This window comes from Deinococcus humi, from assembly GCF_014201875.1.
GTDB classification, from domain to species: Bacteria; Deinococcota; Deinococci; order Deinococcales; family Deinococcaceae; genus Deinococcus; species Deinococcus humi.
This window is the reverse complement of record NZ_JACHFL010000027.1, coordinates 22,234-43,460: the sequence shown is the minus strand read 5'-3', so window position 1 is coordinate 43,460 and position 21,227 is coordinate 22,234. Positions and strand designations below refer to the sequence as shown.

Sequence of the window (21,227 nt, the reverse complement as noted above, 5' to 3'; positions counted from 1 at the left end):
ATCGCGGGCAGCACAATGGTGCTGATCCCCGGCGCCGCCCACGCCGCCATCTACGAGAATGCCCCCTTCGCCAACCGCGCCATTCTCGATTGGGCCAAAACCCTGAAATAGGCGTTCTGACGGACATGGAGCAGGATCTGCGCGACATCTTCCGTGACCCATCTTCAGATCAGGCCCTGCAGGACAGCGCGATTCTCCTGCAGGGCTTGGCCGACGGAGATGAGGCAGCTTTGTGCCTGTTGCATCGCCAATATGCGGGACAGTTGCTCACGCTCGCCATGCGCCAGGGCCTCTCCAATCCTGAGCAGGCCGTTGAGGACGCTTTTATGCTGATGTATCGGTCAGCGGGATGCTTTACCCGTTGCGCGTTGGAGCCCTCCATCTGGATCATTGGAATGGCCTTCTGGCACTTCCGCCGGATGAGATCTGATTCAGTCGGCTCCCCCTAAAGGAGGCGCGACATGATTTCGAGCTCTTGTTCCGCCAGAACAAAGCGCTGTCTCGCCCATCTTAGGCACGATCCAACAGGCGGAAGTTAGAGTGCCACCCGATGAGTTCCTATGTTTGGAGCTACCTGACCGGAACTGGATTCAGGCAAAGTCCGCCCACGCAAGATGCGAGACAACCTTGCGAAGGTGCTGGTGGAGCGGTTCGGTTGCCGTGACTGGGCTGAAGGGGCCTGACCTTCAATGACCGAGGCGAGCCCCTACGGCCACTGGTCTTTGATAAGCATTATCCAGCACGCTATGTGGCTGTACCACCGCTTTTTCTCGGTGACCGGGACGTTCAGAAGTTGCTGTATGTGCGTGCCCCAAAGGGTCAGCCACCGGACCCTTCTCGAATGGTGTGTCAAGTTTCATTCCCTCTTCGCAGAACATCTTCGTCACAGGGAACCCCGCCGGGGTTCCCTGTGGTTCATGGACGAGGTCTGTATAACGGTGGAGGGGGCTCACTATTGGTTGTGGCGAGCGGTGGACGAGCACGGTTTCGTGCTTGATATCCTCCTTTAGCGGCATCACGACACCAAGGTGGCGCAGACTGTTCTGACCAAGCTGCTGGGAGAAGACAACGTTGCAGAGGTCATTCCTACTGGCCAGCTCTGGAGCGACGGAGCCGTAATTCTGGAAATCCCGAGCCTGATTGCCGTCGACCACCGACAGGTGATCTCCACGGCCCGATGTCCCAATGTGATCGAGCAAGAACACCGATCTACACGGCAACAAGAGCGGAGTGGTCAGGGGATCAGACGACGCAAGCGCACTCGAGAATTCCTGAGCCTGCACGCCCGATCCACCAACATTCATCGCCATTCCCGAACAAGTGTGTCTGCACCACTCGGCAGAAGCATTCAGAAACAAGGGTTTCAGACGTGGTCAACGATGGCGATACAGGTGGCCTAAGGTTCAGACCACCTCTGCCCGCAGCATGCCGTGACACCAGTTAAGGCAACACAACCCTCCGGAGAGACAGATCGCCATGGCCGTGTCCGAGCACAATCTTGTCCTGCGAGATGCTGTGACCACTGCCTTGAAACAGATTGCCGCCCATAGGATCACAGCGCAGCTCAGCAAAAATACTTCGGCCAGAACCCTAGCTGCTGAGCCTCTCTCGCCACGACAAACGGGTGCGCTCGCTCGGCTGTACGTGCTCCGCTCTATCGGAGATATCAATGCGCCGTAGAGGCCCCTTCCCTTTGGCACACAAATGTTATCGGCGCCTGCCCTCAGCCTTGATTCGCCCCGTTCTCTCTGAACCGTGCGAGAGAGAACAGGGACACGTCCAATGCACTTTCCCCGGTGGTTGCCAGGTCAGCCAAGATTTCCCCCATCACACTCGCAAACTTGAACCCGTGACCGGAGCACGGGGACGCGACGACCACCTCCGGATGACCCGGCAGCCTGTCGATGATGAAGTGCTCATCGGGCGTGTTGGTGTACAGGCACGCAGAGAGGCGCAATGTAGGGCCGTCGGCGTCTGGAAAAAAGCTACGCAGCGCTTCACGCAGCACTGTCTCATCTGCGGCCGTGGGTTCACGGGACAGACGGTCGGCATGACCACACTCGCGTCGGTGATGGTGCCTTCCAATCTTGAAGCCCGGCACGCCCCAGGTAGGGAACTGGTAGAACGATCCCAGCTCCGATTCCAGAATGGAGACCGGGAAACGTCCCATTGAGAACAGTTCCGGCGCCTTCGGCTGGAACCAACCCAGAACCTGCCGTTCGGGCATCGCGGTCCGCTGGAGGTCAGGAATCAGATCGGACAGCCAGGCACCGGCAGAGACGACCACCTGCCCGGCTTCGTAGCGGCCTCGCTCAGTGACCACCGTGACCCGTCCCTCGCGGGGCTCAATTGCGCTAACTTTTTCCCGTGCATGCACTTGCGCGCCATGCCTGATGGCGAGGGACACGTGGACCATGATGGCCCGCTCCGACGCGACAAAGCCTGCGTCCGGTTGGTGGACGCCGACATACCCGTCAGGCAGCCGGTACGCCGGGAAGCGCGCCGTGAGCTCCGCGGCCGACAGCACCTCATAAGGTAGATCGTAGGCCCGGCAGGCACTGAGAGTACCTTGGACCACCTCTCCGTGCTCAACGCCTACGTCCAGGCCGCCAGTGACATAGAGCAGCTGTTCACCGGCAAGTTGTTCAGTCTCGCGCCAGAGTTCGTACGCACGGCGCAGCAGCGGTACGTACCGAGGATCCTCGAAGTACGCGAGACGAATGATGCGGTTCACGCCGTGCGACGAGCCCATGGTGTGTCCCAGGTCGAAACGTTCCAGCCCGAGGACGCGCTGCCCTTGACGAGCGAGCCGATAGAGCGTGGATGAGCCCATTGCGCCGATGCCAATTACGATGGTGTCGTAGTGCTGCAAGTTGATCCTTTCCTTCTCATGAGCGTGGAAACACACTGTCGATCGTTTACGCAACGCTGGGCGACGTAGCACTTTGAGTTTAGAGAGGAACCCCGGCTCTGTCATGATCGGATCAACGCAACGTCCCCTCAAAGGCGGGCGGGCTAGCTCAACAGGGGTCAATGTAGCTCTGGCTTACGTCCCCTGTTGTTGAGCACGGACCTGGGGGTATAGCTGGACGCGCCCCCGTATCAGGCCCGCGCGGCTGCCCTGAGTAGTTGGCAGCCGCACATCCTGACCGTCACGCGCGTACCGACTGCCTGACAGGGTGGCTCCCCGCTCTGTTCAAACGGGCGTAGTCGAACAGACGGACCCCTGTTTGCGAGCGCTTTATAGTGCGAGGCAATGTCCGACTCTAGCCTTCTGACGGTTGACACACTGTCGGATGAAGTCATCCGGCTGCGTGAGGCTCTGGCGGCCGCCCAGCAACAGAATGAGGTGCTGTCCACCTTCGTGGCCCTGAGTGAGGCCGCGGCCACCACCGATGACGTGACCGCGCTCGCGCGCCACGTCGGGGGCGTGCTTCGTCGCAACATCCCCAACCTGCTGGCGGTCTACTTCACGCGCCAGGGCGAGCGCTGGGGGGCCGAGGTGGTCAGCGACGCGGTCCCCCCTGAGTTCACGGCGCTGGTCCGGGCTGGGCTGCCCCTGGACACGCCATTCCTGGCCCAGACGGTGGCCGCCCGCACGCCGCAGTTCTTTGACCACTGGAACTCGGCAGAGCAGGGCATGCCGCATGCCGAGCAGTTCCAGGCGGCGGGCGTGGCTCCGTTCTTTCAGGGTGGTCAGCCTGTGGCACTGCTCGTGGTGGGTTTGGTGGGTCAGGCAGTGTGGACTGCGCAACAGCGGCAACTGTTCACATCGGTGTATCAGGCGCTCTACAGCGCCCAGCAGCGCAAAGCCCTGGGTCAGGAACAGCAGCGTTCCCTGGAAGCGTTCATGATGCTGACCGAGGCCATCGGCCTGGAGACGGACCGGGTCCGGCTGGCAGAACGGGCCAGCGAATTGTTCCTGGCCTCCATGCCGGGCTGGTCTACCGGCTACTACGAATGGGACGGTGGACTGTGGCGGGCGCGGTATACCAACGTGCCGGATCCCAGACTGCGCGACGCGCTGTTCGCGGGCGTACCGGCGTCCACCCCCGGTCTGTTCGAGGCCGTGGAGGCCAGGGGACCAGTGTTCTTTGACCAGTTGGGAGTCCGCGACGAGCTTGTTGTGGGAGCCGGATCCTACGACGCTGCGGCCTTCATTCCGTACTTCCGGGACGGTCAGCCGACTGCTATGTTCGCTATCGGGAGTGAGCAGTATCAGATGTGGCTGCCTGAGGACCGGGCCCTATTCGAGGCTGTCGGCCGCAGTCTGGGCCTGGGCCTGGAACGGGCGTGGCAGGCCCAGGAGCTGGAGGAGCAACGCAGTGAGTTGCAGGCCGCCAATGAGGAACTCGAAGCGTTTGCCTACAGCGTCTCGCATGACCTGCGGACCCCCGCGCGGCACGTCAAGGGTTTTACCGAGCTGGGCCGCCGTGCCATGGCCCAGGGGCAACTGGATAAAGTGGAGCGCGCCTTCCGGGTGATGGAGGGGGCTGCCGATCAAATGAACAGCATGATCGACGCGATGCTGGCCCTGTCGCACAGCACCCGGCAGCCCCTGACCCATACCGCGGTGAACCTGAGTGCCCTGATGGAGCACGCCAGGCGCCACGTCGAGGACGAGGGCGGGGGCCGTCAGATCGAATGGAGGATTGAGCCGTTGCCGCAGGTGATGGGAGATCCGGCGACCTTGCAACAGGTGCTGACCAACCTGTTAAGCAATGCGGTGAAGTTCACCCGCACCCGGGAGCGGGCGGTCATCGAGATCGGTGCGCAGGCGGGAGATGAGGCGTGGACGGTGTGGGTGCAGGACAACGGGGTGGGCTTTGATCCGGCGTATGCGGATCGGCTGTTCGGACCCTTTCAGCGGCTCCATGGGCACAGCGAGTTTGAGGGCACTGGCATCGGGCTGGCGACCGTGCGGCGCATTATTGTGCGTCATGGGGGAAGGATCTGGGCCAGCAGTGTGCCAGGTGAAGGCACCACCTTCTCATTCACGCTGCCGCACCTCCGCCCACTGGTGCTGGGCGAAGGCGCATCCGGCCTGCGCTGACGCCAATCTCCATCCTGGAGTGAGCGCGTTCACCTGGGGCGCAGGGTGTGCGTGACCCTGGTAGACATGGAAAAAGCGGCCGAAAGGCCGCCTTGATTTCTCTAAGAAAACCCGTTATTCGTGAGCTGTCAAACCTATGCACCCGGTGGTCGTGGATTTTTAAGCATGACGGGGGTTCAATGAAACATGAACGGACTGGTATGGCCGCAATGTGGCGCCGTCCGCACCGTCAAAAACGGCTATGCCCCCACAGGGAAGCAACGCACCATCCGCCGCGTCTGTGGCCACCAGTTCACGTTGCAATCGGTCTGGCATCGTGTTTCGGTTGAAACCATCGCCTTGGTGAACCGTTTGTTGATGGCACAGATCTTCCACCGAGGCATCTGTCGGGTCATCCGGATTAGCCGATCCTGGTTCCGTCTGCATCTCGAAGGGTTGAGCCGCCGCGTCCCACACGACTTTCGTGACCCGCTGCCCCAGTAAAAACAGCCTGAGCATTACAGCACCTTGCCCACGGGTGCAGTAATGCGACGAACGATGCAAGTTCGTGAAAAGCCATCAACGATGGCTCTGGATCTGGCTGGCAATGGATCGGCACACCCGACAGATCGTCCGCTGTTTCTTCCTCGGGCCCCGCGACACCTTAGGCACGTACGGGCTTTGGCGTAGCCTCGGAACAGCGTACCTGGACGCCGCGACCTGTCATACAGAACGCCTGGCGGCCGACAAGGGTGTGGTCTTCGGTAAGCTGCACCGCATCGCTGGACCCCAACATCTTGAACGCTTCAACTGACCCTTCTGGTCTGCCGTTCCCCGACCTTCAATCGCCTTCAGTCACATCTGGAGACCATCGTCTGGTTGTTCATCCACCGCGACAACGCGTCATTATCCTCAACCCACCCCCATTCAAGGCCGGGCGAACCACTAGAGGGAGCGGCCTGGGCCGAGCGGTGGGCGCCAGTCAAGGAGCGCATTTCGGGGCGATGACTCCCATCCTGGGCGTCGAGTCAGTGTGTGCTCGGGCTCGGCCAACCCCAGCTTGGCATCTGCTTGCCGCTGCCGTTCGAGCACCTCAGCGTCATGCTCGCGCAGTTTCACCCGGCTGGTCTTGCCCCAGCGTGGCTGCCAGCGCGATGCGCGCCGCTGACAGCCATGCGCGTACTGTGGACCCCCGGCGTGTAGCCTGCCACTGGAAGCACTCAGCACGGTGGGAGAAAAGATGGCTATTCATAGGCCGGTGGGCTCTACTGAGATGATCGTGTGACGATGAACACAGAAGGCGACCCGGAGGTCGCCTTGCAGAGGTCAGACGGTCAGCGTCTGGCCTCGACGCGTCAGACTTCGATGGACCGCAATTCATCCTCGACGATCTGCTCGCGGGTCACCGAGCCGGGGCGCGCTTCTTTGAGGAACATGCTGACGATCAGGGCCAGCGCGGCCACCCCGAAGCCCACGCGGTAGAGCAGTGAGACGGCGTCCGTGAACGCCAGCTTGATGCCCGCACCGATTCCGTCAATTACCGGCAGCACCTTCGCCTTCGTCTCGTCAATGCCGCTGACGATCTTGGTCAGGCTTTTCTTCGGCGTGATGGCCAGGGCTTCTTGCTCCTTGGCGTTTAAGCTCAGCAGGATCTTCTTCAGCGCCTGTTGGGGCGCCGTCTTTAGTGCACTTTGCTCCGCGGCGTCGAGCTTCACGAGGGCGGCGTGAAGGGCCTGCGGCGGGGCCGAAGCGAGCACGGCGGGTTCCTGGGCCACCAGGCCGGCGAGCACCTCGTCGAGCGCCTGCCTGGGCACGGAGGCCAGCGCTTCTTTTTCCTTGGCGGCCAGACCCGTCAGCACCTGCTGGAGCGCCTGTTGGCGTGCCGATGTCAAGGCACCGGGAAGGGCGGCGTCCAGGCGGGTGTTCGCGGTGCTTAGCGCAGCATTGATGGCGGCAGTCTCTGCGGCGGGTCTCGCCGCGTCAAGTTGCGCTTCCACCTGCTTGCGGGTGGCTGTGCGGGCTTCAGAGGTTGCCAATGCCGCTGCGGGAATGGCGGCCAGGGCACGCCGCAGCGGTTGGGGCAGCGCTGGGTTTTTCAGGAGTGGGGAGAGGTCTCCGGCGTTCACGGCAGCAGCGATAGCGGCTTTCTGGGTGTCTACCCCACGCGTTACGGCCGCACGAAGACCGCCTGAAGCGAGGGTCTGCTTGAGAGCGACAGGAGTGGTCGACGCCGCGAGAAGAATCTGGACAGCCTGGGGGTCGTTGTCCCTCAGGGCGCGGGTGAGGAGCGTTCGCTGCTGCGTGAGGCCAGCTTCGACCCTGGCTTCGAGGCCGCCGTCCTGGAACAGTCCCTTGAGCTCAGCCGGGGTCTGGGGGTTGGCGAGGAGCTGTGCGGTGGCAGCCGGATCGTTGCCCACGATGGCGGCCGTCAGCAGGGCGCGCTGCTGCGCGAACGCGGCGCTGACCTGGGCGCGAACGCCGCCGTTCTGGAGCAGTCCCTTGAGCTCAGCCGGGGCCTGGGGGTCGGCGAGGAGCTGTGCGGTGGCGGCCGGGTCATTCTCGATCAGGGCGCGCGTCAGGAGGGTGCGCTGCTCGTCGAAGCGGGCTTTGACCTGGGCTTCGACGCCGCCGCGGGCGAGCACCTGGCGAAGCTCCGCTGGGGTCTGGGGGTTGGCGAGAAGGTCACGGACGGCTGCCGGGTCATTCCACAGCAGGGCACGGGTGAGCAGATCACGCTGGTGCGCGATGGTCGCTTCGACCTGGGTGGTGACGCCGCCGCGGACAACCTCTTTGAGTTCTTGGGGCGTCTGGGGGTTCGAGGTAATGGTTTGGATGGCGGCTGGGTCATGCTTGAGCACCGCGCGGGTCAGGAGCTGACGTTGCTCGTCGAACCCCGCTCGAATGACGCCCTCAAAGCCACCCTTCTTCAGGACGTCGCGCAACTGCGGGGCGGTCTTCGGGTCGTTCAGGAGGGCCTGAATGGCGCCCTGGTCATGGTCCCGCAGGGCCGCGATGTACTGGTTTCGGCTCTTGTCGAGTTTCTCGATGGCCTCGCGTTTGAGCTGAGCGGCGTCAAAGCTCTGGGTGCTGCCGCCGGTTTTCTTGCCGGAGGTGCCCTGAACGTCGAATTGCGCGCGCATTTCGGCAGGGAGATGCCCTTTGGCGCTATCGACCTTGTCCTGAATTTCCGTCTTGAGGGTCGAGGCGAACAGGGTGCCGAGCAGCGCGACGCCCAGGGTACTGCCGAGCGAGCGCAGGAAGCTGTTCGTGCCGGTCGCGGCGCCGATTTCGCTGGGTTTGACGGCACCCTGGATCGCGAGCGTCAGCATGGGCAGGATGGGCCCGAGGCCCAGACCGATGACGATCATCTTCCAGGTGAGCTCAAACTGGGTGCTGTCGGGGCGCAGCGTGTAGCCCATCAGGACGAAGCCGAGCATGAGGAACAGACCACCGACGAAGATCACGGGACGGAAGATGCCGATGCGGGCGTAAGCCTGTCCAGCGACGATGCTGCTGATCACGAGGCCGATGGTGAGGGGAAAGGTGGTCAGCCCGGCATTGGTGGCCGAGAGGCCGATCACGTTGACCATGAACAGCGGCAGAAACACGGTCGCGGCGAAGAAGACGATACCGAGGAGAAACGTGGCGCCGTTTGCCACGGCGTAGGTCTGATTGCGGAAGAGGCGAATGTCAATGATGGGGTCGGCGGCGCGCAGTTCCACTGCAATGAACGCGATCAGCGAAGTAACGGCGGTGGCTAGGAAGGAGAGGATCTGCCAGGACCCCCACAGGAAGCCACTTTCGCCTGGCGAAACCTGGGTTTTGCCGAGCGACAGGGCGAGCAGCAGGGTGACGCTGAAGAGGACCAGCAGTCCGGCGCCCACGAAATCGAGCGGTGCACGTTCACGTTGCTGTTTGAGCGGCGGCATGAACAGCATCGTGCCGAGGGTGAGGACCCCGAGCGGGATGCTGATGAAGAAGACGTTGTGCCAGCCGAAGTGGTCGGTGACATACCCGCCGACGATACTGCCGAGGACGGTGGCGAGGCTGAACACGCCGCCGACGAGGGCGGTGTAGCGGCTGCGCTGCTCGGGAGGGTAAAGGTCGGCGATGACGGCGAACATCAACCCGAGCAGGGCGGCGCCGCCGAGGCCCTGGACCCCACGGCCGGCAATGAGCATCCCGACCCCGTCCGCCAGGCCGCAGAGCACCGAACCGGCCACAAAGACGAGGACGCCGAAGATCATGATGAGCTTGCGGCCGACCAGGTCGCTGAGCTTGCCGTAGATCGGAACAAGCGCGGTGCTGGCCAGCAGGTACGCGGTGGTGATCCAGGAGTAGAGGCTGTTCTCGATGTTCAGTGCCTGCTGGATGGCGGGGCCGGCGGTGGAAACGATGGTTTGGTTCATGCTGGCGAGCAGCACGGCCAGGAGGACAGTCACCAGCGAGATGGTCTTTTGCCGGGCTGTGTATTCGGTGGGTACGGTCATGCAGGGGCTCCGGGAAGGTGAGGGGGCGGTAGGGGCGGTGCTGGGTCAGGCCAAACTTTGACAGCTTATCTCCAATATTTGCAGAAATGCAATTACTTCGCTATTGCAGTTGTATGATAGAGGTATGGCCTCTTCCCTCCCGTCAGACGCCACGGTTCTGGCCACTCAACTTCTCGAAGCACACTTCAGGGCACGTGAAGCCTTTACACGGTCCATCACGCCTGTACTCCTCGAAAAGTTCGACCTGGACCTGCGGGATTACATGATCCTGCGCTGGATTGATCAACAGCATCTGACCCCGGGTGGGCTCGCCCGGATATTGCATGTGCCGGGCTACGCCACCAGCCGCCTGCTTGACCCGTTCATCAAGCGCCACCTCGTTCAACGTGTGGTTGACCCGGATGACGCCCGTCGTTACCGCCTGCATCTGACCGATAAGGGACGAACGGTTATTGAGACGATCAATCAGGAAGTGACTCGTCTGCTGACCCGAATGCTGAATGATTTGGGACCGGAACGCACCGAGCTGCTGCTGGAGAGCTTGAACACCATGGCTCAGCTGGAGGCGCCACTCCCTGCCGAGCTGGCCACCACCTGAAGGCCAGTCCCGGTATCACCAGGTGGCGCCACCGCGTTCGGAGGATGGTTCCACACCCCCGAAGGCCTCGAGTGGGGAGAGCCTGCGCAAAGAGGTCACTGAAGGTGATGCACCATTCGCGCAGGGTCTCGTGACTGACCAGGGTGCCGCGCCGATGCAGCAAGTCCGGATAGCTCCGGGGAAAGCGGTGGTACAGCATTGGCGGCCTTCTGGATGAGCGTCATAGGGGATCGGTGGCGGTAAGGCGTTCCTTCTTCCTTCGGTCACTGTGGTGAGCCTACCCTAATCCAATTAAGGCAACACAACCATTTGCAGGAGGGCGACCGGATGCGCAGGGCTAAGGGTAGAAGGCGCCGACTCGCATCAAGGCATGCCTGGCTCCTTGATGCCTTTGAGGAGAAACTGGAGTAAAAACTTCCTAGATTTCCACCAGCTGAACTTGGCCGTCCTTTACCCAGCATGAGTAGGAGCATGATTTGTGTAGGCACGACCATCCGATATACCAATTATCGGCGAGTTCAAGACCCCACCACATCGATCTGTACCGTTCTCAAACGCCCTTCTGTCTGAATCCCCCAGATCCAGATCACCCCACCCAAGCCCTGGGCCAGCGCGGCCACTCCAAACCACAGGGGCAGCGGCAGTTGGTCCAGCACCGGAGAGACCAGCACCAGGCTCAGCGGCATCCCGACACTTGACACCATCGCCAACATGCTGAAGACCCGTCCCAGGTACGCTCCGGGAACAAGTTGATGCAGCAGCGTCTGAAATGGCGTGTTGATCAGGCCAAAGCCCAGCCCCAGGACTAGCGCCGAACCCAGCAGCACAGCCGGCTGCGGCCACGCCCACATCACCGCGTAAGAGCAGGCTGTCAGCCCCAGTCCCGCCGCGATCAGCCCCTGAGGGGAGCGCCGGTCCCCCCAGGCCACGACCAGCAGGCCAGCGCCGATCACCCCCAGGCTCTCTAGGGCCAGGAAGGTGCCGTACCCCGTGGCCTGTCCACCCAGGGCCTCAAACAGTTTGGGTAGGATGGCCGTGACTGGGGCGAGACTGGCATTGAGCAGCAGGGCGATGATCGGCGCGAGAATCAGCACCCGCGAGCGGGCCATCACGCGTAGACCGTCACGCACTTCGGTCAGGAGATAAGAGCGTGACCCGCCAGCGCCCAGCGTCCCACGGGTAGGCAACCTGACCCAGCCCAGCAGCGCGGCCATCACGAAAAAACTCAGGCCGTCCATCAGGATGGCGAGCGGTGGTCCCCAGCGCGTCACGATCCAGGCCCCCGCCAGCGTACCGAGCAGCCATGCTCCCCGGCCCAGTCCCCCCAGCAAGCCATTGGCCCGCGCCAGCTCGCTGGCCGGAACCAGCGCTGGCACGGCGGCACTCCCGGCCGGTCCGGTAAATAGTCCGGCCAACCCGGTCAGAACGGCGGCCCCATTGATGGCCCACAGCGGCACCTCGCCCCACAGGAGCGCCGCGCCGCCCACCGCCAGTTGCAGTGTCCCGCGCAGCACGTCGGAACCGATCAGCGGCCACTTCAAGGGCCAGCGGTCAACCAGCGCGCCGACCAGCGGCATCAACAGGTTTGGTAGGAGAGAGAAGGCCAGGGTCAGGGCCATTTGCGAAGCGGACCGGGTCTGATGCAAGACCAGAAAGTTCAGCGCGATTCCCGCCAGGGCCATGCCGAACTGGGACTGGACGGTGGCAAGCAGCCAGATCACGACACTACGGTTCCACAGGGACGAGGTCATGCACCGAGTGTGTGTAGGACGCTACCGGAAAGACCACTCGCTTTTTCGTGTAGGTCTTTTCTAGGCTGTGGGCGTGACGATACATCTGACGCACCACACGGCAACGCCCAGACAGGCTGAGCTGCTGCTGCGTCCAGAACTGCGCCCACTCCTGAATTTTCTGATGACAGCCGCCCGAAGTGCCAGTGAGGTGGCCGAACACCTGGCCCTGCCCCTGGCCCGCGCCTCATACCTGCTGGGGAAGCTGTGCAAGGGAAATGTCGCCTTCGTGGAACGGGTGGACCCCCGGCACGGGCGTCCCATCAAACGCTACCGGGTCTCGCCCCGCTGGTTCATTCCTTACGAAGTGACGGCGGCGGAGACCTTGGAGGCGTTCTGGCTGGCCCAGATCGGGCCGCGCATGGAGCGCCTCTCCTCGCTGGCTGCCCATCAGGTCCAGGAACACTCGCCCGTCTGGGGTCTGTGGTTGTCGCGGGGTGAAACGCAGAGCAATCTGGAGATCGGCGATGAGCGGGGGCCAGCGCAGGACGTGTTCGGGGGAGACGAGCCGCTGATGCTGACCATCGCCGGGTTGCGACTGCCGGAGCCTCAAGCCCGAGCACTCAAACGGCTTTTGCTGGCCGTGGTGGAGCAGGGAAGGGCGTGGGAGTCGCCCACCGCGCCGGACTACACGCTCAGCCTGATGCTGGTACGTGGCACGGTGGAATGAGGGCTGAGATCAATCGGTTGCGGCAAGTTGTTTCGGTAGGGTAGCGCGGTGCTGAGCAGTCAGAAGCTTCCCGGCTACCGCTTCCCTCAAGAGGTCATTGGGTGCGCTGCCAGTGCTCTACCACCGATTCACGCTGAACTACCGGGATATTAAAGGACTCCCGTTTGAACAAGGAACGTGCGTGACCCGCGAATCCAATCGCACCGGGTTCACCAGGTTCGGCGCCTGTTCGCTTAGGGTTCCCGCTGGCACCTCGATGAGACTGCACGTGGACGTGGGCGGCATTGTCCACTGGTTGTGGCAGGTCGTGGATGAACATGGCGTTGTTCTCGACGTTTTCCTTCAGGGTCACAGCGAGACTGAGGCGGCCAAGACTTTTTCATCCGACTGCTGGGCGAGCATGACGTGCAGTCCAGCGCCCACACCGACAAGCTCTGGAGTGACGGTGCGGCCCTTCTGGAGCTTCCCATGCTTCAGGCTGTAGAGCACGTCCAGGTCAGATCGCGGCTCGTTGCGAGAACCTGGTCGGGCAACCCCATCATGCGACACGATGACAAGAGCGCCGACAACGCGGAGTTAGGTCACGACGACGGATATTAGGTTTTCTCAGCTTGCACGTCCGGATCACAAACCTGCACCATCCGGCCCGCTGTACTGTTTCCGCTCACAGGCGGCGCCACCAGAAACAGGCGTTTTGCTGCTGTACTTACGCTCTCTCCTCACCCTACTGTTGACGACTTGCCACAGTCAGCTGATTAAGAGTCAGTATGCCCTCAACCCCTTCAGTATTTTGTCTGAAATTAAACTTCACCATCCAAATTTGTCATCGGCTTATATGGATAAAGTGAGATAAGTTACTGAACACTCAACTTGACAGCCCCCCTACACATGCTAGGGTGACCACCATCCCATGCTGATGTTGCGTTTGAAACAGGCTACCCTCGATCGACATCGAGAAGTGGAAGCCCTCATGCCGGTTCTGCACCCTTCCCTGTCTCGGGTCGCCTACGCCCGTTTGCTCAGTCAGCTTCAAGCCGTCGTTGGGCCGCTGGAGGCTCGACTGCTGACCCTGCCTTTTCCGCCAGCCTTCGAGCTTCACCTGCGCCTGAAAGCACCGCTACTTACGCGTGACCTGGGACACCTGCCCTCTGTCTCCCCAACGCCGCCGACCGTTCCCCAACTGGCGGGGGTGTCTGAGGGGCTGGGCGCCCTTTACGTGCTGGAAGGGGCCACCCTGGGTGGGCAAGTTATTGCGCGCCATCTCCAACGGAACCTGAACATCCAATCCCAGAGCGGCAGTGCCTACTTCCACGCTTACGGTGCCGCAACTGGGCCAATGTGGCTGGCCCTGACGGAGGCGATGAATCGGGGCGTCGCGCCTGAGGATGAGGAAGACGTTATCGCAGGCGCGCAGCATACTTTTGAACTGTTCCATCAGGTGCTGAAAGGTGTCTCCGCATGACTGGCGGGTCGCCCGAATTGCTCCCGCCCACCTATTTGGGCGGGCCGCAGATCACCACCGAGAACTGCGAGCGCGAACCCATCCACATCCCGGGGAGCATTCAGCCCCACGGGGCGCTGCTGACGGTGGATGCAAGGACTCACCAGATCCTTCAGGTGAGCCTGAACAGCGAGACCTACCTGGGGCGGTTGCCGAACGAGTTGCGGGGCGCGCCGCTCTCCTCCCTGCTGCCTGTGCCCGTCTTTCACGCGCTCGTAATGGCGCTGCCCACTGGGGCGCCCGACCACCTGCAATATCGCACCACTTTTGGATTGCCCACCGGGCATGTAGCCCTCACCGCTCACCGTGTGGAGGATCTGCTGGTGCTGGAGTTCGAGATGGGTGAAGCCACCGACTCTACCGGACCTCACGCCCTGCGCAACGCCGTGTTTGCCCTGGAGAGTGCGCCAACGCTGATGGACCTGACCCAGGTAGCCGCGCGTCTCGTGCAGGAGATTTCGGGATTTGACCGCGTGATGATCTATCGCTTCTCGGAGGATGCCAGCGGCGAGGTGATTGCCGAAACCCACCGGGAAGACATGACGCCTTTCTTGAAACACCGCTTCCCGGCAGCCGACATCCCCGTGCAGGCCCGCGCCCTTTACGTGAGGCACCTGCTACGCCTGACGGCAGACACCCATGCGGCGCCCGTTGCCCTCGAGCCGGTGCTCAATCCCCAGACCGGCCAGCCCACAGCACTCGGCGGGGCGGTGTTGCGCAGCACCTCGCCGATGCACCTTCAGTACTTGCGAAATATGGGCGTGCGGTCCAGTCTGTCGGTATCCATCGTGGTGGACGGGCAATTGTGGGGCCTGATCGCCTGCCACCACGGGTCGGCGTATGTGCTGTCGCCTGAGATCCGCTCAGCGCTGGAGTACCTGGGGCGGTTGCTGAACCTCCAGGTCCAGATCAAATACCGGGCAGACATTGACGCTTTCCGGCGCGGCCTTCAAAACCGCCACCGGCAGATCGTGGACGCCGCCGCCGGGTCGCTGGCTCCGCTGGACACCCTGACCGATGAGGCGCTGGATTTGAGGGGCCTGATGCAGGCCGAAGGCGTGATCGTATTCTTTGAGGGGCGCTGGCAGGTCAGGGGAACCGCCCTGAGTCCAGGCGAGGTAGAAGCGCTTCTCGGCTGGCTGCGCACCCGGGAGGGAACCTTCTTCCAGACGGACGCCCTCTCTGAACACTGGCCGCCTGCGCTGGCCCTGACTGACCGGGCCAGCGGCCTGCTCGCCATCAGCGTGGGGAGCGGCTGGTCCGAGGGGGTGGTATGGCTGCGCCCGGAAATCAGGGCGGAGGTGGCCTGGGGGGGAGCGACTCCGGAGCAGGCCAAAGACACGCTGGGACCGCGACGGTCGTTTGAAACCTATGTCGAGACGGTGCGTGGTCACGCCGCGCCCTGGCACGCCGGAGAGGTGGAAGAGGCGCAAGACCTTCAGCGTGCCCTCACCGCAGCATTGGGCGAACGGTTGAGTGTGGTCCGGTCCCTGAATGCAGCACTTGAACAGTCCAATGCCGAGTGGCGGCAGTACGCCTTTGTGATCGCCCACGATATGCAAGAACCGGTGCGCCTGATCGCGCAGTTCGCGGAGCTGTTCCAGCTCCGCTACCAGGACCAGGTGGACGCAAACGGTGAGCGCATGATTCAGTTCATCTTGAACGAAACGGCCCGTCTGCGCAGTCTGACTCGCGACCTGCACACATACACGGATCTGCTGTCGGCGCCACCGCCCATTCGCCGCCCCGTGGCCTTGGGACAGGTTCTGAACGGCGTGATGGAGACGCTGCAACCCAAACTTCAGTCCGCTGGGGCCCGGATTAAGATCCAAGAGGGCCTTCCGACTGTTCAGGCTGATCCAGCGAGACTGCACGCCCTCCTGCGGCACCTGCTCGATAACGCGCTGACCTTCGGTGGCCCGGCTCCTGAAGTGCAAGTGGGCGCTGAACGGGTGCCAGGGGCCTGGAACATTACCGTACAGGATCAGGGCGCGGGAATTGCGCCCGAATTTCACGACAAAGTGTTCGGCCTTTTTCAGCGCCTGAACCGACGAGAGGACGTGACCGGAAATGGGATTGGACTGACGTTGTGCCGCAAAATTGCTGAGACGCACGGGGGAAGTCTGCACCTCGCCTCCACTCCCGGTCAGGGCGCGGCTCTGACCTTCCACCTGCCTGATCCTCGGGAGGCTGCCCGGGATGCCTGACTCGGCGCGTCTGCTTTTGGTGGAGGACAATCCTGCCGACGTCTTTTTGATGGAGTCGGCCCTGGAACTGTCCGGCACGCAAGTGCATCTGACGGTTGCCCGGGACGGTTTGGACGCCTTAGAGCAGATGCGGGCGGCCAGAGATCTGGGGATCCTTCCGAGCCTGATCCTGCTCGACTTGAACATGCCCCGCATGAACGGGTTTGAGGTGCTGGCTGCCCTGCGGGCCGACCCATCCCTCGCTCACCTGCCGGTGGTGGTCTTCACCACTTCGCACGCTCCAGCCGATGTGAAGCGCGCGTACGCACTGCAGGCCAATTCCTACCTCAGCAAGCCCACCCGCCTGGATGAGTTCTTATCCGTGGTCAAGCTTTTAGAGGCCTACTGGTTTGGCGCGGCCAGCCTCCCCACCAGTTATTGACCCTGAGAACGATGCCCACCCTCATGGGGCGACACGGTCTTGAAAGCCAGAAAAGCCCCCTCGCTATGGACCGTGTAAGAAGCAGGAGTTGCTAGCGCTGCGTCTCGGGATCTGTCGATGGCGCAGCGGTAACGATGTTCTGCCTGTCCTGATGCACTGTCCAGTGCTGCCTGGCTGTATTTGTCGGGACGGTTCGCCATCAGTGGACGTGTTGGGGCGACCTCTCTTAGGACAAGAGAATGGCCCACCTGTTGATGGGTGGGACACACTGAACGGAAATTACGGGAAGGTCATGGAAGACGTAATCGCCAGAACTGAATGAATAGATCGTTCTGTTCTGCCGCGTGAACAGTTCGTAGCGGAACTGTCCCAGCAGCATGGCGTCGCTGGGACCCTGATTCACATAGAGCGGACGGTTAAGTCCACACAACCGCCCCCGGAGATCACCGCCACTGCGGCCCTTCTCAGGGATGAACAAGTGCTCACTCAGGCTCGTGGGCTCTCCTCTGAAGTTGGAGACCACCCACTGCTGTGGGTCGGCGCCAGTGTCTATTGCTGAACGTGCCTGACGTTGACGATCTCCTTGAGTGGCCTCGCCCCGCCCCGTGCCGCTGCCCCGGCACCCGATGCATGTGTTTGACAGCGGCTGAATACTGCCTTATCTTAGAAGAATCAAAGCGGCCTTTTTGGCCGCTTTTTCCTTGTCTACTTGATTTTGAGCGAACTTAACGTCTTGTCAAAGACGGTTTTCTGAGATGCTGAGGTGGCGGGTCCCGTGGTGAACTGGACGCTCAGCAGGTTGCGTTTGCTCAGGCCGTACCAGTACTGCAAGCGCACCACGGCCCCATTGGCATTGAGGGTCAGGTTGTACAGCCGCTCGGTGCCCTTGATTCCGCCCACCGTCCGTGGGCGACTGCTGATCCGCTTCAGGGTGGCCTGACCACCGCCTGTCAGCGATTCCTCGACTCCCCCGATGAACTCTTTCAAAGCGGCGGTGCCATTGCCCTCGCTCTGATACGGAGCGAAGAACAGTTGCAGGACAGCGGGTGGGGGAGTGCCAGGAGCAACCACCATGATGCCAGGCAGACCTCCTGGGTAAGGGCGCTGCTCCCAGCCAGCGGGAACATCTGCTGTGAGCGGGGCCTGGGTATTCTTGAGCGGGACAGCCAGAGCCGTACCTGCCAGGGCTGAGGTGAGTAGAAGCGCTGTGCGACTGGAGGGGAACATGAAATGGAGCATAGAGAGCGTGCCATCTCCAGTGAAAGCCCCATGTTTATTTAGAATTTGGTGGCAGATCACCTGAGCTGTAGTCGGGCGTGCGCTCCTCTTTTTGCTCATGCTGGTGCGCTTCATCCTTGCGCCACCGTGCGCCTGTCTGAACTGACACCTATTGAACTTGCCGATCTGCTGGCCCGTACCCATGACGCCGAGGTTCTGGCCACTTGAGCTCGGTAGGCTGGTGAGCTGTGATTGACCGGAGTGACCCTCAAGCACGCCACATCTCTCCAGCGGGGCTGTGGCAAGTCGTTGGACTCGATGGAGCAGGGGAAGCTCAGCAAGGCGGCCTGCCCCACGACCTCTCGCCACGTTTTGAAGACACGGCGTGGACGAATAGCACCGGTGATGGGTGGGAACGGTGGAGCGGGCCGGGTGGTAGAGATTCGTGAGATAGGCGTGCAAGTCAAGGAACTTCTGTGCTCGTTTTCGTGATCTCAACCCTCGCTGTTACCGAACATGGCGCCGTGTCGCGCGGTGGGATTATCACATTGCTGCAAAAACGCATCGCCCCTTCATGGGGTTGGACAACAGTGTTTCGCAACGCCGGAAGCTGCAATTGGTCACGTGCCGCGAAGCACCGCTCAAACGTTCGTTTGTGCACGCCTTCTGCTGAACAACTCATGCGCTTGTTGGGCTCCCTGCAGAGCAGCTCCGTTTGCCCAGGCGATGGGCACTCAAGCCGTTGAGCAGCGCTCTACCGGCGGACTCTCTTGGAGTCGAGTACCCCTTTCCTGGGCGATCCGTTGCTGACAGAGGCAAGGCTCGATCCCAGTCCTCAGCAGGTCAGATCGGCCCTTCAGGGATCTGTTTCAGGAGATTAACCGTTTCGATCATGGCCATGACGGCCTCGCCCCCCTTGTTTCCGGCCTTGATTCCAGCACGGTTCAGGGCCTGCTCCACGGTGTCGGTGGTCAGCACGCCGAACGCCACGGGCACGCCGGTCTGGAGGGAGGTGTTCAGGCTGCCGGTGGCTGCGCCGCCCGCCACGAAATCGTAATGATCGGTGTTGCCCTTGATCACGGCTCCCAGACACACCACCGCATCGTACTGACCGGACTCGGCCAGTTTGCGGGCGATCAGCGGCACCTCGTACGCGCCGGGGACGAGGTAATGGTCCAGATGCCCTGTTTTTCCGCCGTGCTGGACGAACGCGAGTTCTGCGCCCTCCACTAGGCGGTCCACGATCAGGTGGTTCCAGCGGGTGCTCACGACGGCGAACTTCAGGTCGGTGGCGAGCAGATGGGCTTCAATTCGGTTCATGGAGTGCTCCTTGAAGGATGATGGGGGTGCGTGTCTGGGAGAGGCCATTCACATGGCCCCCGGACATCCACGTGGTTTACTCCTGACTGCTGCGGATGCCGATGTGGCCGAGCTTGTCGGTCTTGGTTTGCAGGTAAGCGGCGTTGTGTGCGTTGTGGCCCGCGTATAGCGCCACCCGCTCCACGACCTCCAGACCGAAACCGCCCAGAGCGCTCAGCTTGCGGGGGTTGTTGATCAGCACGCGCAGTTGCCGCGCGCCGAGCAGGTGCAGCATCTGCGCGCCGATGCCGAAGTCGCGGGCGTCGGCGGGGAAGCCGAGCTGCTCGTTGGCCTCGACGGTGTCCGCGCCCCCGTCCTGCAGGTGGTAGGCGCGGATCTTGTTCAGCAGGCCAATGCCGCGCCCTTCCTGCCGCAGGTACACCAGCACGCCCCGGCCCTCCGCGGCGATGGCCCGCATCGCCGCGGAGGGCCGGGGGCCGCAGTCGCAGCGCAGCGAGTGGAAGCCGTCCCCCGTCAGGCACTCGCTGTGCACGCGCACCAGCAGCGGCTCTGGCGTGACCTCGCCCATCACCAGCGCCACATGTTCCGCCCCGCTGATGGCGTCCTCGAAGCCCACGATGCGGAAGGGGCCGTACTCGGTGGGCAGCTACGCCTCGGCCACCTGCACCATGAACGGATCGTGTTCCATGCGGTAGGCGATCAGCGCCTCGATGCTGCCCACCTTCAGGCCGTGCTTCTCCCCGAAGACCAGCAGCTCCGGCAGCCGGCTCATCTCCCCGTCGTCGCCCATGACCTCGCAAATCACGCCCACCGGGGCGAAGCCTGCCAGCCGCGCCAGATCACACGCGGCCTCGGTGTGTCCCGCGCGGCGCAGGACCCCGCCGGGTCGCGCCACCAGCGGGAATACATGCCCTGGACGCCGGAAATCGGTGGGGTACGCCGCCTCGTCCATCAGCGCCGCGATGGTGGCCGCGCGGTCGAAAGCGCTGATGCCGGTGGTATTGCCCGTGTGATCCACGCTGACCGTGAAGGCCGTGCCGTTCGGGTCGGTGCTGCGGCCCACCATGGGCGTCAGGTCCAGTTGCTGTGCCCGCTCGGGCATGAGGGTCACGCAGATCAGGCCCCGGCCCTCACGGGCCATGAAATTGATCCACTCCGGCGTCGCCGTCGCGGCGGGCATCAGCAGATCACCCTCGTTCTCGCGGCTCTCGTCGTCCACCAGGATGATGGGACGGCCTGCCCGCAGGTCCGCGAGGAGATCAGTGATTGGGGACAGCGTGCTGGGAGCGGCGGTCATGCTCCCACCTCCTGAACGTCGTGGCCTGCCCCGTCCGTGGTGGGCGGCGTCCAGTCCCGCATCAGCAGCAGGCGCTCGGCGTACTTGGCCATCTGATCGGCTTCCAGGTTGACCCGCGTTCCAGCGGTCCAGGTGTGCAGGGTGGTGACGTCCAGGGTGTGCGGCACCAGCCACAACGTGAACTCGTCGGCCCGTAGATCGGCGCGGCTGCCCGCCGGGCCGCCCACGTCCACCACGGTCAGGCTCACGCCGTCCACCGTGACGCTGCCCTTGGGGACGAGGTAGCGGGCCAGTGCGGCGGGGGCGCGCACCCTCATGGTGTAGGCGCCGGGCTGGGCCTCGACCGCCAGAATCTCACCCACGCCATCGACATGGCCGCTGACCACATGGCCACCGAAGCGGGCCTGCGCGGTCATGGCCCGCTCCAGGTTGACCTTGTGGCCCTGCTGCCAGTGGGGAGCGGTCTTAGCCAGTGTTTCGCGGCTGAGGTCCACTGTGAAGCCCGCGTGGTCCCAGGCGGTGACGGTCAGGCAGGTGCCGTTCACGGCGACGCTCTCGCCCAGGGACAGGTCCGCCCACATGGCGCTCGGTTCGATGGTGACGGTCAGGTTGCCGGCGGTGTCCACGGTCTGGGCCACGCGCCCGAGCTGTTCAATAATTCCAGTAAACATGGTTGACCTCAC

The 21,227-nt window shown here is 62.8% G+C and carries 14 protein-coding genes and 2 pseudogenes; 9 read left to right on the top strand and 7 right to left on the bottom strand.

Features of this window, described 5'->3' with window-relative positions:
* Window positions 1–125 precede the first annotated feature (125 nt).
* Together HNQ08_RS25180 and HNQ08_RS25175 are read left to right on the top strand one after the other, a co-directional pair.
* Entirely contained in the window at window positions 126–449 is a 324-nt protein-coding gene (locus HNQ08_RS25180; RefSeq protein WP_184137984.1) for a hypothetical protein, read from the top strand.
* A 240-nt stretch (window positions 450–689) separates the two neighbouring features.
* Window positions 690–1,400: pseudogene (locus HNQ08_RS25175) on the top strand (IS6 family transposase).
* 323 nt (window positions 1,401–1,723) lie between these two features.
* Here the strand turns inward: HNQ08_RS25175 and solA are convergent.
* On the bottom strand, window positions 1,724–2,872 hold the full coding sequence (solA, locus tag HNQ08_RS25170; protein WP_221284502.1) for an N-methyl-L-tryptophan oxidase: 1,149 nt from the start codon (window positions 2,870–2,872) through the stop codon (window positions 1,724–1,726).
* Between the two features lie 384 nt (window positions 2,873–3,256).
* On the opposite strand from solA, the gene HNQ08_RS25165 reads away from it, so the two are divergent.
* Both HNQ08_RS25165 and HNQ08_RS25160 read left to right on the top strand, forming a co-directional pair.
* Window positions 3,257–5,053, top strand: a complete 1,797-nt coding sequence (locus tag HNQ08_RS25165) for a sensor histidine kinase (protein ID WP_184137982.1) — start codon at window positions 3,257–3,259, stop codon at window positions 5,051–5,053.
* A 186-nt stretch (window positions 5,054–5,239) separates the two neighbouring features.
* Window positions 5,240–5,536 (top strand): hypothetical protein, encoded by a 297-nt coding sequence (locus tag HNQ08_RS25160; RefSeq protein WP_184137981.1) that lies wholly within the window; start codon window positions 5,240–5,242, stop codon window positions 5,534–5,536.
* Between the two features lie 851 nt (window positions 5,537–6,387).
* Here HNQ08_RS25160 and HNQ08_RS25155 read toward each other — a convergent pair.
* Complete coding sequence (locus HNQ08_RS25155) at window positions 6,388–9,522, bottom strand: MDR family MFS transporter (RefSeq protein WP_184137980.1); 3,135 nt, start codon at window positions 9,520–9,522, stop codon at window positions 6,388–6,390.
* Between the two features lie 124 nt (window positions 9,523–9,646).
* Here HNQ08_RS25155 and HNQ08_RS25150 point away from each other — a divergent pair, with 124 nt between their 5' ends.
* Window positions 9,647–10,120, top strand: coding sequence for a MarR family winged helix-turn-helix transcriptional regulator (locus HNQ08_RS25150; protein ID WP_184137979.1), 474 nt, complete (start codon window positions 9,647–9,649; stop codon window positions 10,118–10,120).
* Between the two features lie 518 nt (window positions 10,121–10,638).
* Here HNQ08_RS25150 and HNQ08_RS25145 read toward each other — a convergent pair.
* Window positions 10,639–11,871: an MFS transporter gene (locus HNQ08_RS25145; RefSeq protein WP_184137978.1), complete on the bottom strand. Its 1,233-nt coding sequence runs from the start codon at window positions 11,869–11,871 to the stop codon at window positions 10,639–10,641.
* A gap of 73 nt (window positions 11,872–11,944) precedes the next feature.
* On the opposite strand from HNQ08_RS25145, the gene HNQ08_RS25140 reads away from it, so the two are divergent.
* The 4 genes from HNQ08_RS25140 to HNQ08_RS25120 all read left to right on the top strand — a co-directional run bounded on the left by HNQ08_RS25140 (window position 11,945) and on the right by HNQ08_RS25120 (window position 16,709).
* Window positions 11,945–12,580 carry an ArsR family transcriptional regulator gene (locus HNQ08_RS25140; protein WP_229790275.1) on the top strand — a complete coding sequence of 212 codons (636 nt, stop codon included), beginning with the start codon at window positions 11,945–11,947 and terminating at the stop codon, window positions 12,578–12,580.
* A 970-nt stretch (window positions 12,581–13,550) separates the two neighbouring features.
* Window positions 13,551–14,042, top strand: coding sequence for a biliverdin-producing heme oxygenase (locus tag HNQ08_RS25130; RefSeq protein WP_229790274.1), 492 nt, complete (start codon window positions 13,551–13,553; stop codon window positions 14,040–14,042).
* The gene (locus tag HNQ08_RS25125; protein WP_184137975.1) at window positions 14,039–16,288 is read left to right on the top strand and encodes an ATP-binding protein; all 2,250 of its coding nucleotides are present in this window, start codon (window positions 14,039–14,041) and stop codon (window positions 16,286–16,288) included. Before HNQ08_RS25130 ends, HNQ08_RS25125 begins: the two co-directional genes overlap by 4 nt.
* On the top strand, window positions 16,281–16,709 hold the full coding sequence (locus HNQ08_RS25120) for a response regulator (RefSeq protein ID WP_184137974.1): 429 nt from the start codon (window positions 16,281–16,283) through the stop codon (window positions 16,707–16,709). Before HNQ08_RS25125 ends, HNQ08_RS25120 begins: the two co-directional genes overlap by 8 nt.
* A 705-nt stretch (window positions 16,710–17,414) precedes the next feature.
* On the opposite strand, the gene HNQ08_RS25115 is transcribed toward HNQ08_RS25120, so the two are convergent.
* From HNQ08_RS25115 to HNQ08_RS25100, 4 genes and pseudogenes are all read right to left on the bottom strand, one after another.
* Complete coding sequence (locus HNQ08_RS25115; protein WP_184137973.1) at window positions 17,415–17,783, bottom strand: hypothetical protein; 369 nt, start codon at window positions 17,781–17,783, stop codon at window positions 17,415–17,417.
* A 987-nt stretch (window positions 17,784–18,770) separates the two neighbouring features.
* Window positions 18,771–19,247, bottom strand: coding sequence for a 6,7-dimethyl-8-ribityllumazine synthase (gene ribH / locus HNQ08_RS25110; RefSeq protein ID WP_184137972.1), 477 nt, complete (start codon window positions 19,245–19,247; stop codon window positions 18,771–18,773).
* A 76-nt stretch (window positions 19,248–19,323) separates the two neighbouring features.
* Window positions 19,324–20,544, bottom strand: a pseudogene (locus HNQ08_RS25105) (bifunctional 3,4-dihydroxy-2-butanone-4-phosphate synthase/GTP cyclohydrolase II).
* Complete coding sequence (locus HNQ08_RS25100; protein ID WP_184137971.1) at window positions 20,541–21,215, bottom strand: riboflavin synthase; 675 nt, start codon at window positions 21,213–21,215, stop codon at window positions 20,541–20,543. Before HNQ08_RS25100 ends, HNQ08_RS25105 begins: the two are co-directional and overlap by 4 nt.
* Window positions 21,216–21,227 lie beyond the last annotated feature (12 nt).

Bases quoted from the DNA above. Each gene is read 5' to 3' on its own strand.
- HNQ08_RS25180 (WP_184137984.1), top strand. From the start codon at position 126: ATGGAGCAGGATCTGCGCGACATCTTCCGTGACCCATCTTCAGATCAG.
- HNQ08_RS25165 (WP_184137982.1), top strand. From the start codon at position 3,257: ATGTCCGACTCTAGCCTTCTGACGGTTGACACACTGTCGGATGAAGTC.
- HNQ08_RS25160 (WP_184137981.1), top strand. From the start codon at position 5,240: ATGAACGGACTGGTATGGCCGCAATGTGGCGCCGTCCGCACCGTCAAA.
- HNQ08_RS25155 (WP_184137980.1), bottom strand. From the start codon at position 9,522: ATGACCGTACCCACCGAATACACAGCCCGGCAAAAGACCATCTCGCTG.
- HNQ08_RS25150 (WP_184137979.1), top strand. From the start codon at position 9,647: ATGGCCTCTTCCCTCCCGTCAGACGCCACGGTTCTGGCCACTCAACTT.
- HNQ08_RS25145 (WP_184137978.1), bottom strand. From the start codon at position 11,871: ATGACCTCGTCCCTGTGGAACCGTAGTGTCGTGATCTGGCTGCTTGCC.
- HNQ08_RS25130 (WP_229790274.1), top strand. From the start codon at position 13,551: ATGCCGGTTCTGCACCCTTCCCTGTCTCGGGTCGCCTACGCCCGTTTG.
- HNQ08_RS25125 (WP_184137975.1), top strand. From the start codon at position 14,039: ATGACTGGCGGGTCGCCCGAATTGCTCCCGCCCACCTATTTGGGCGGG.
- HNQ08_RS25120 (WP_184137974.1), top strand. From the start codon at position 16,281: ATGCCTGACTCGGCGCGTCTGCTTTTGGTGGAGGACAATCCTGCCGAC.
- HNQ08_RS25115 (WP_184137973.1), bottom strand. From the start codon at position 17,783: ATGGTGGTTGCTCCTGGCACTCCCCCACCCGCTGTCCTGCAACTGTTC.
- ribH (WP_184137972.1), bottom strand. From the start codon at position 19,247: ATGAACCGAATTGAAGCCCATCTGCTCGCCACCGACCTGAAGTTCGCC.
- HNQ08_RS25100 (WP_184137971.1), bottom strand. From the start codon at position 21,215: ATGTTTACTGGAATTATTGAACAGCTCGGGCGCGTGGCCCAGACCGTG.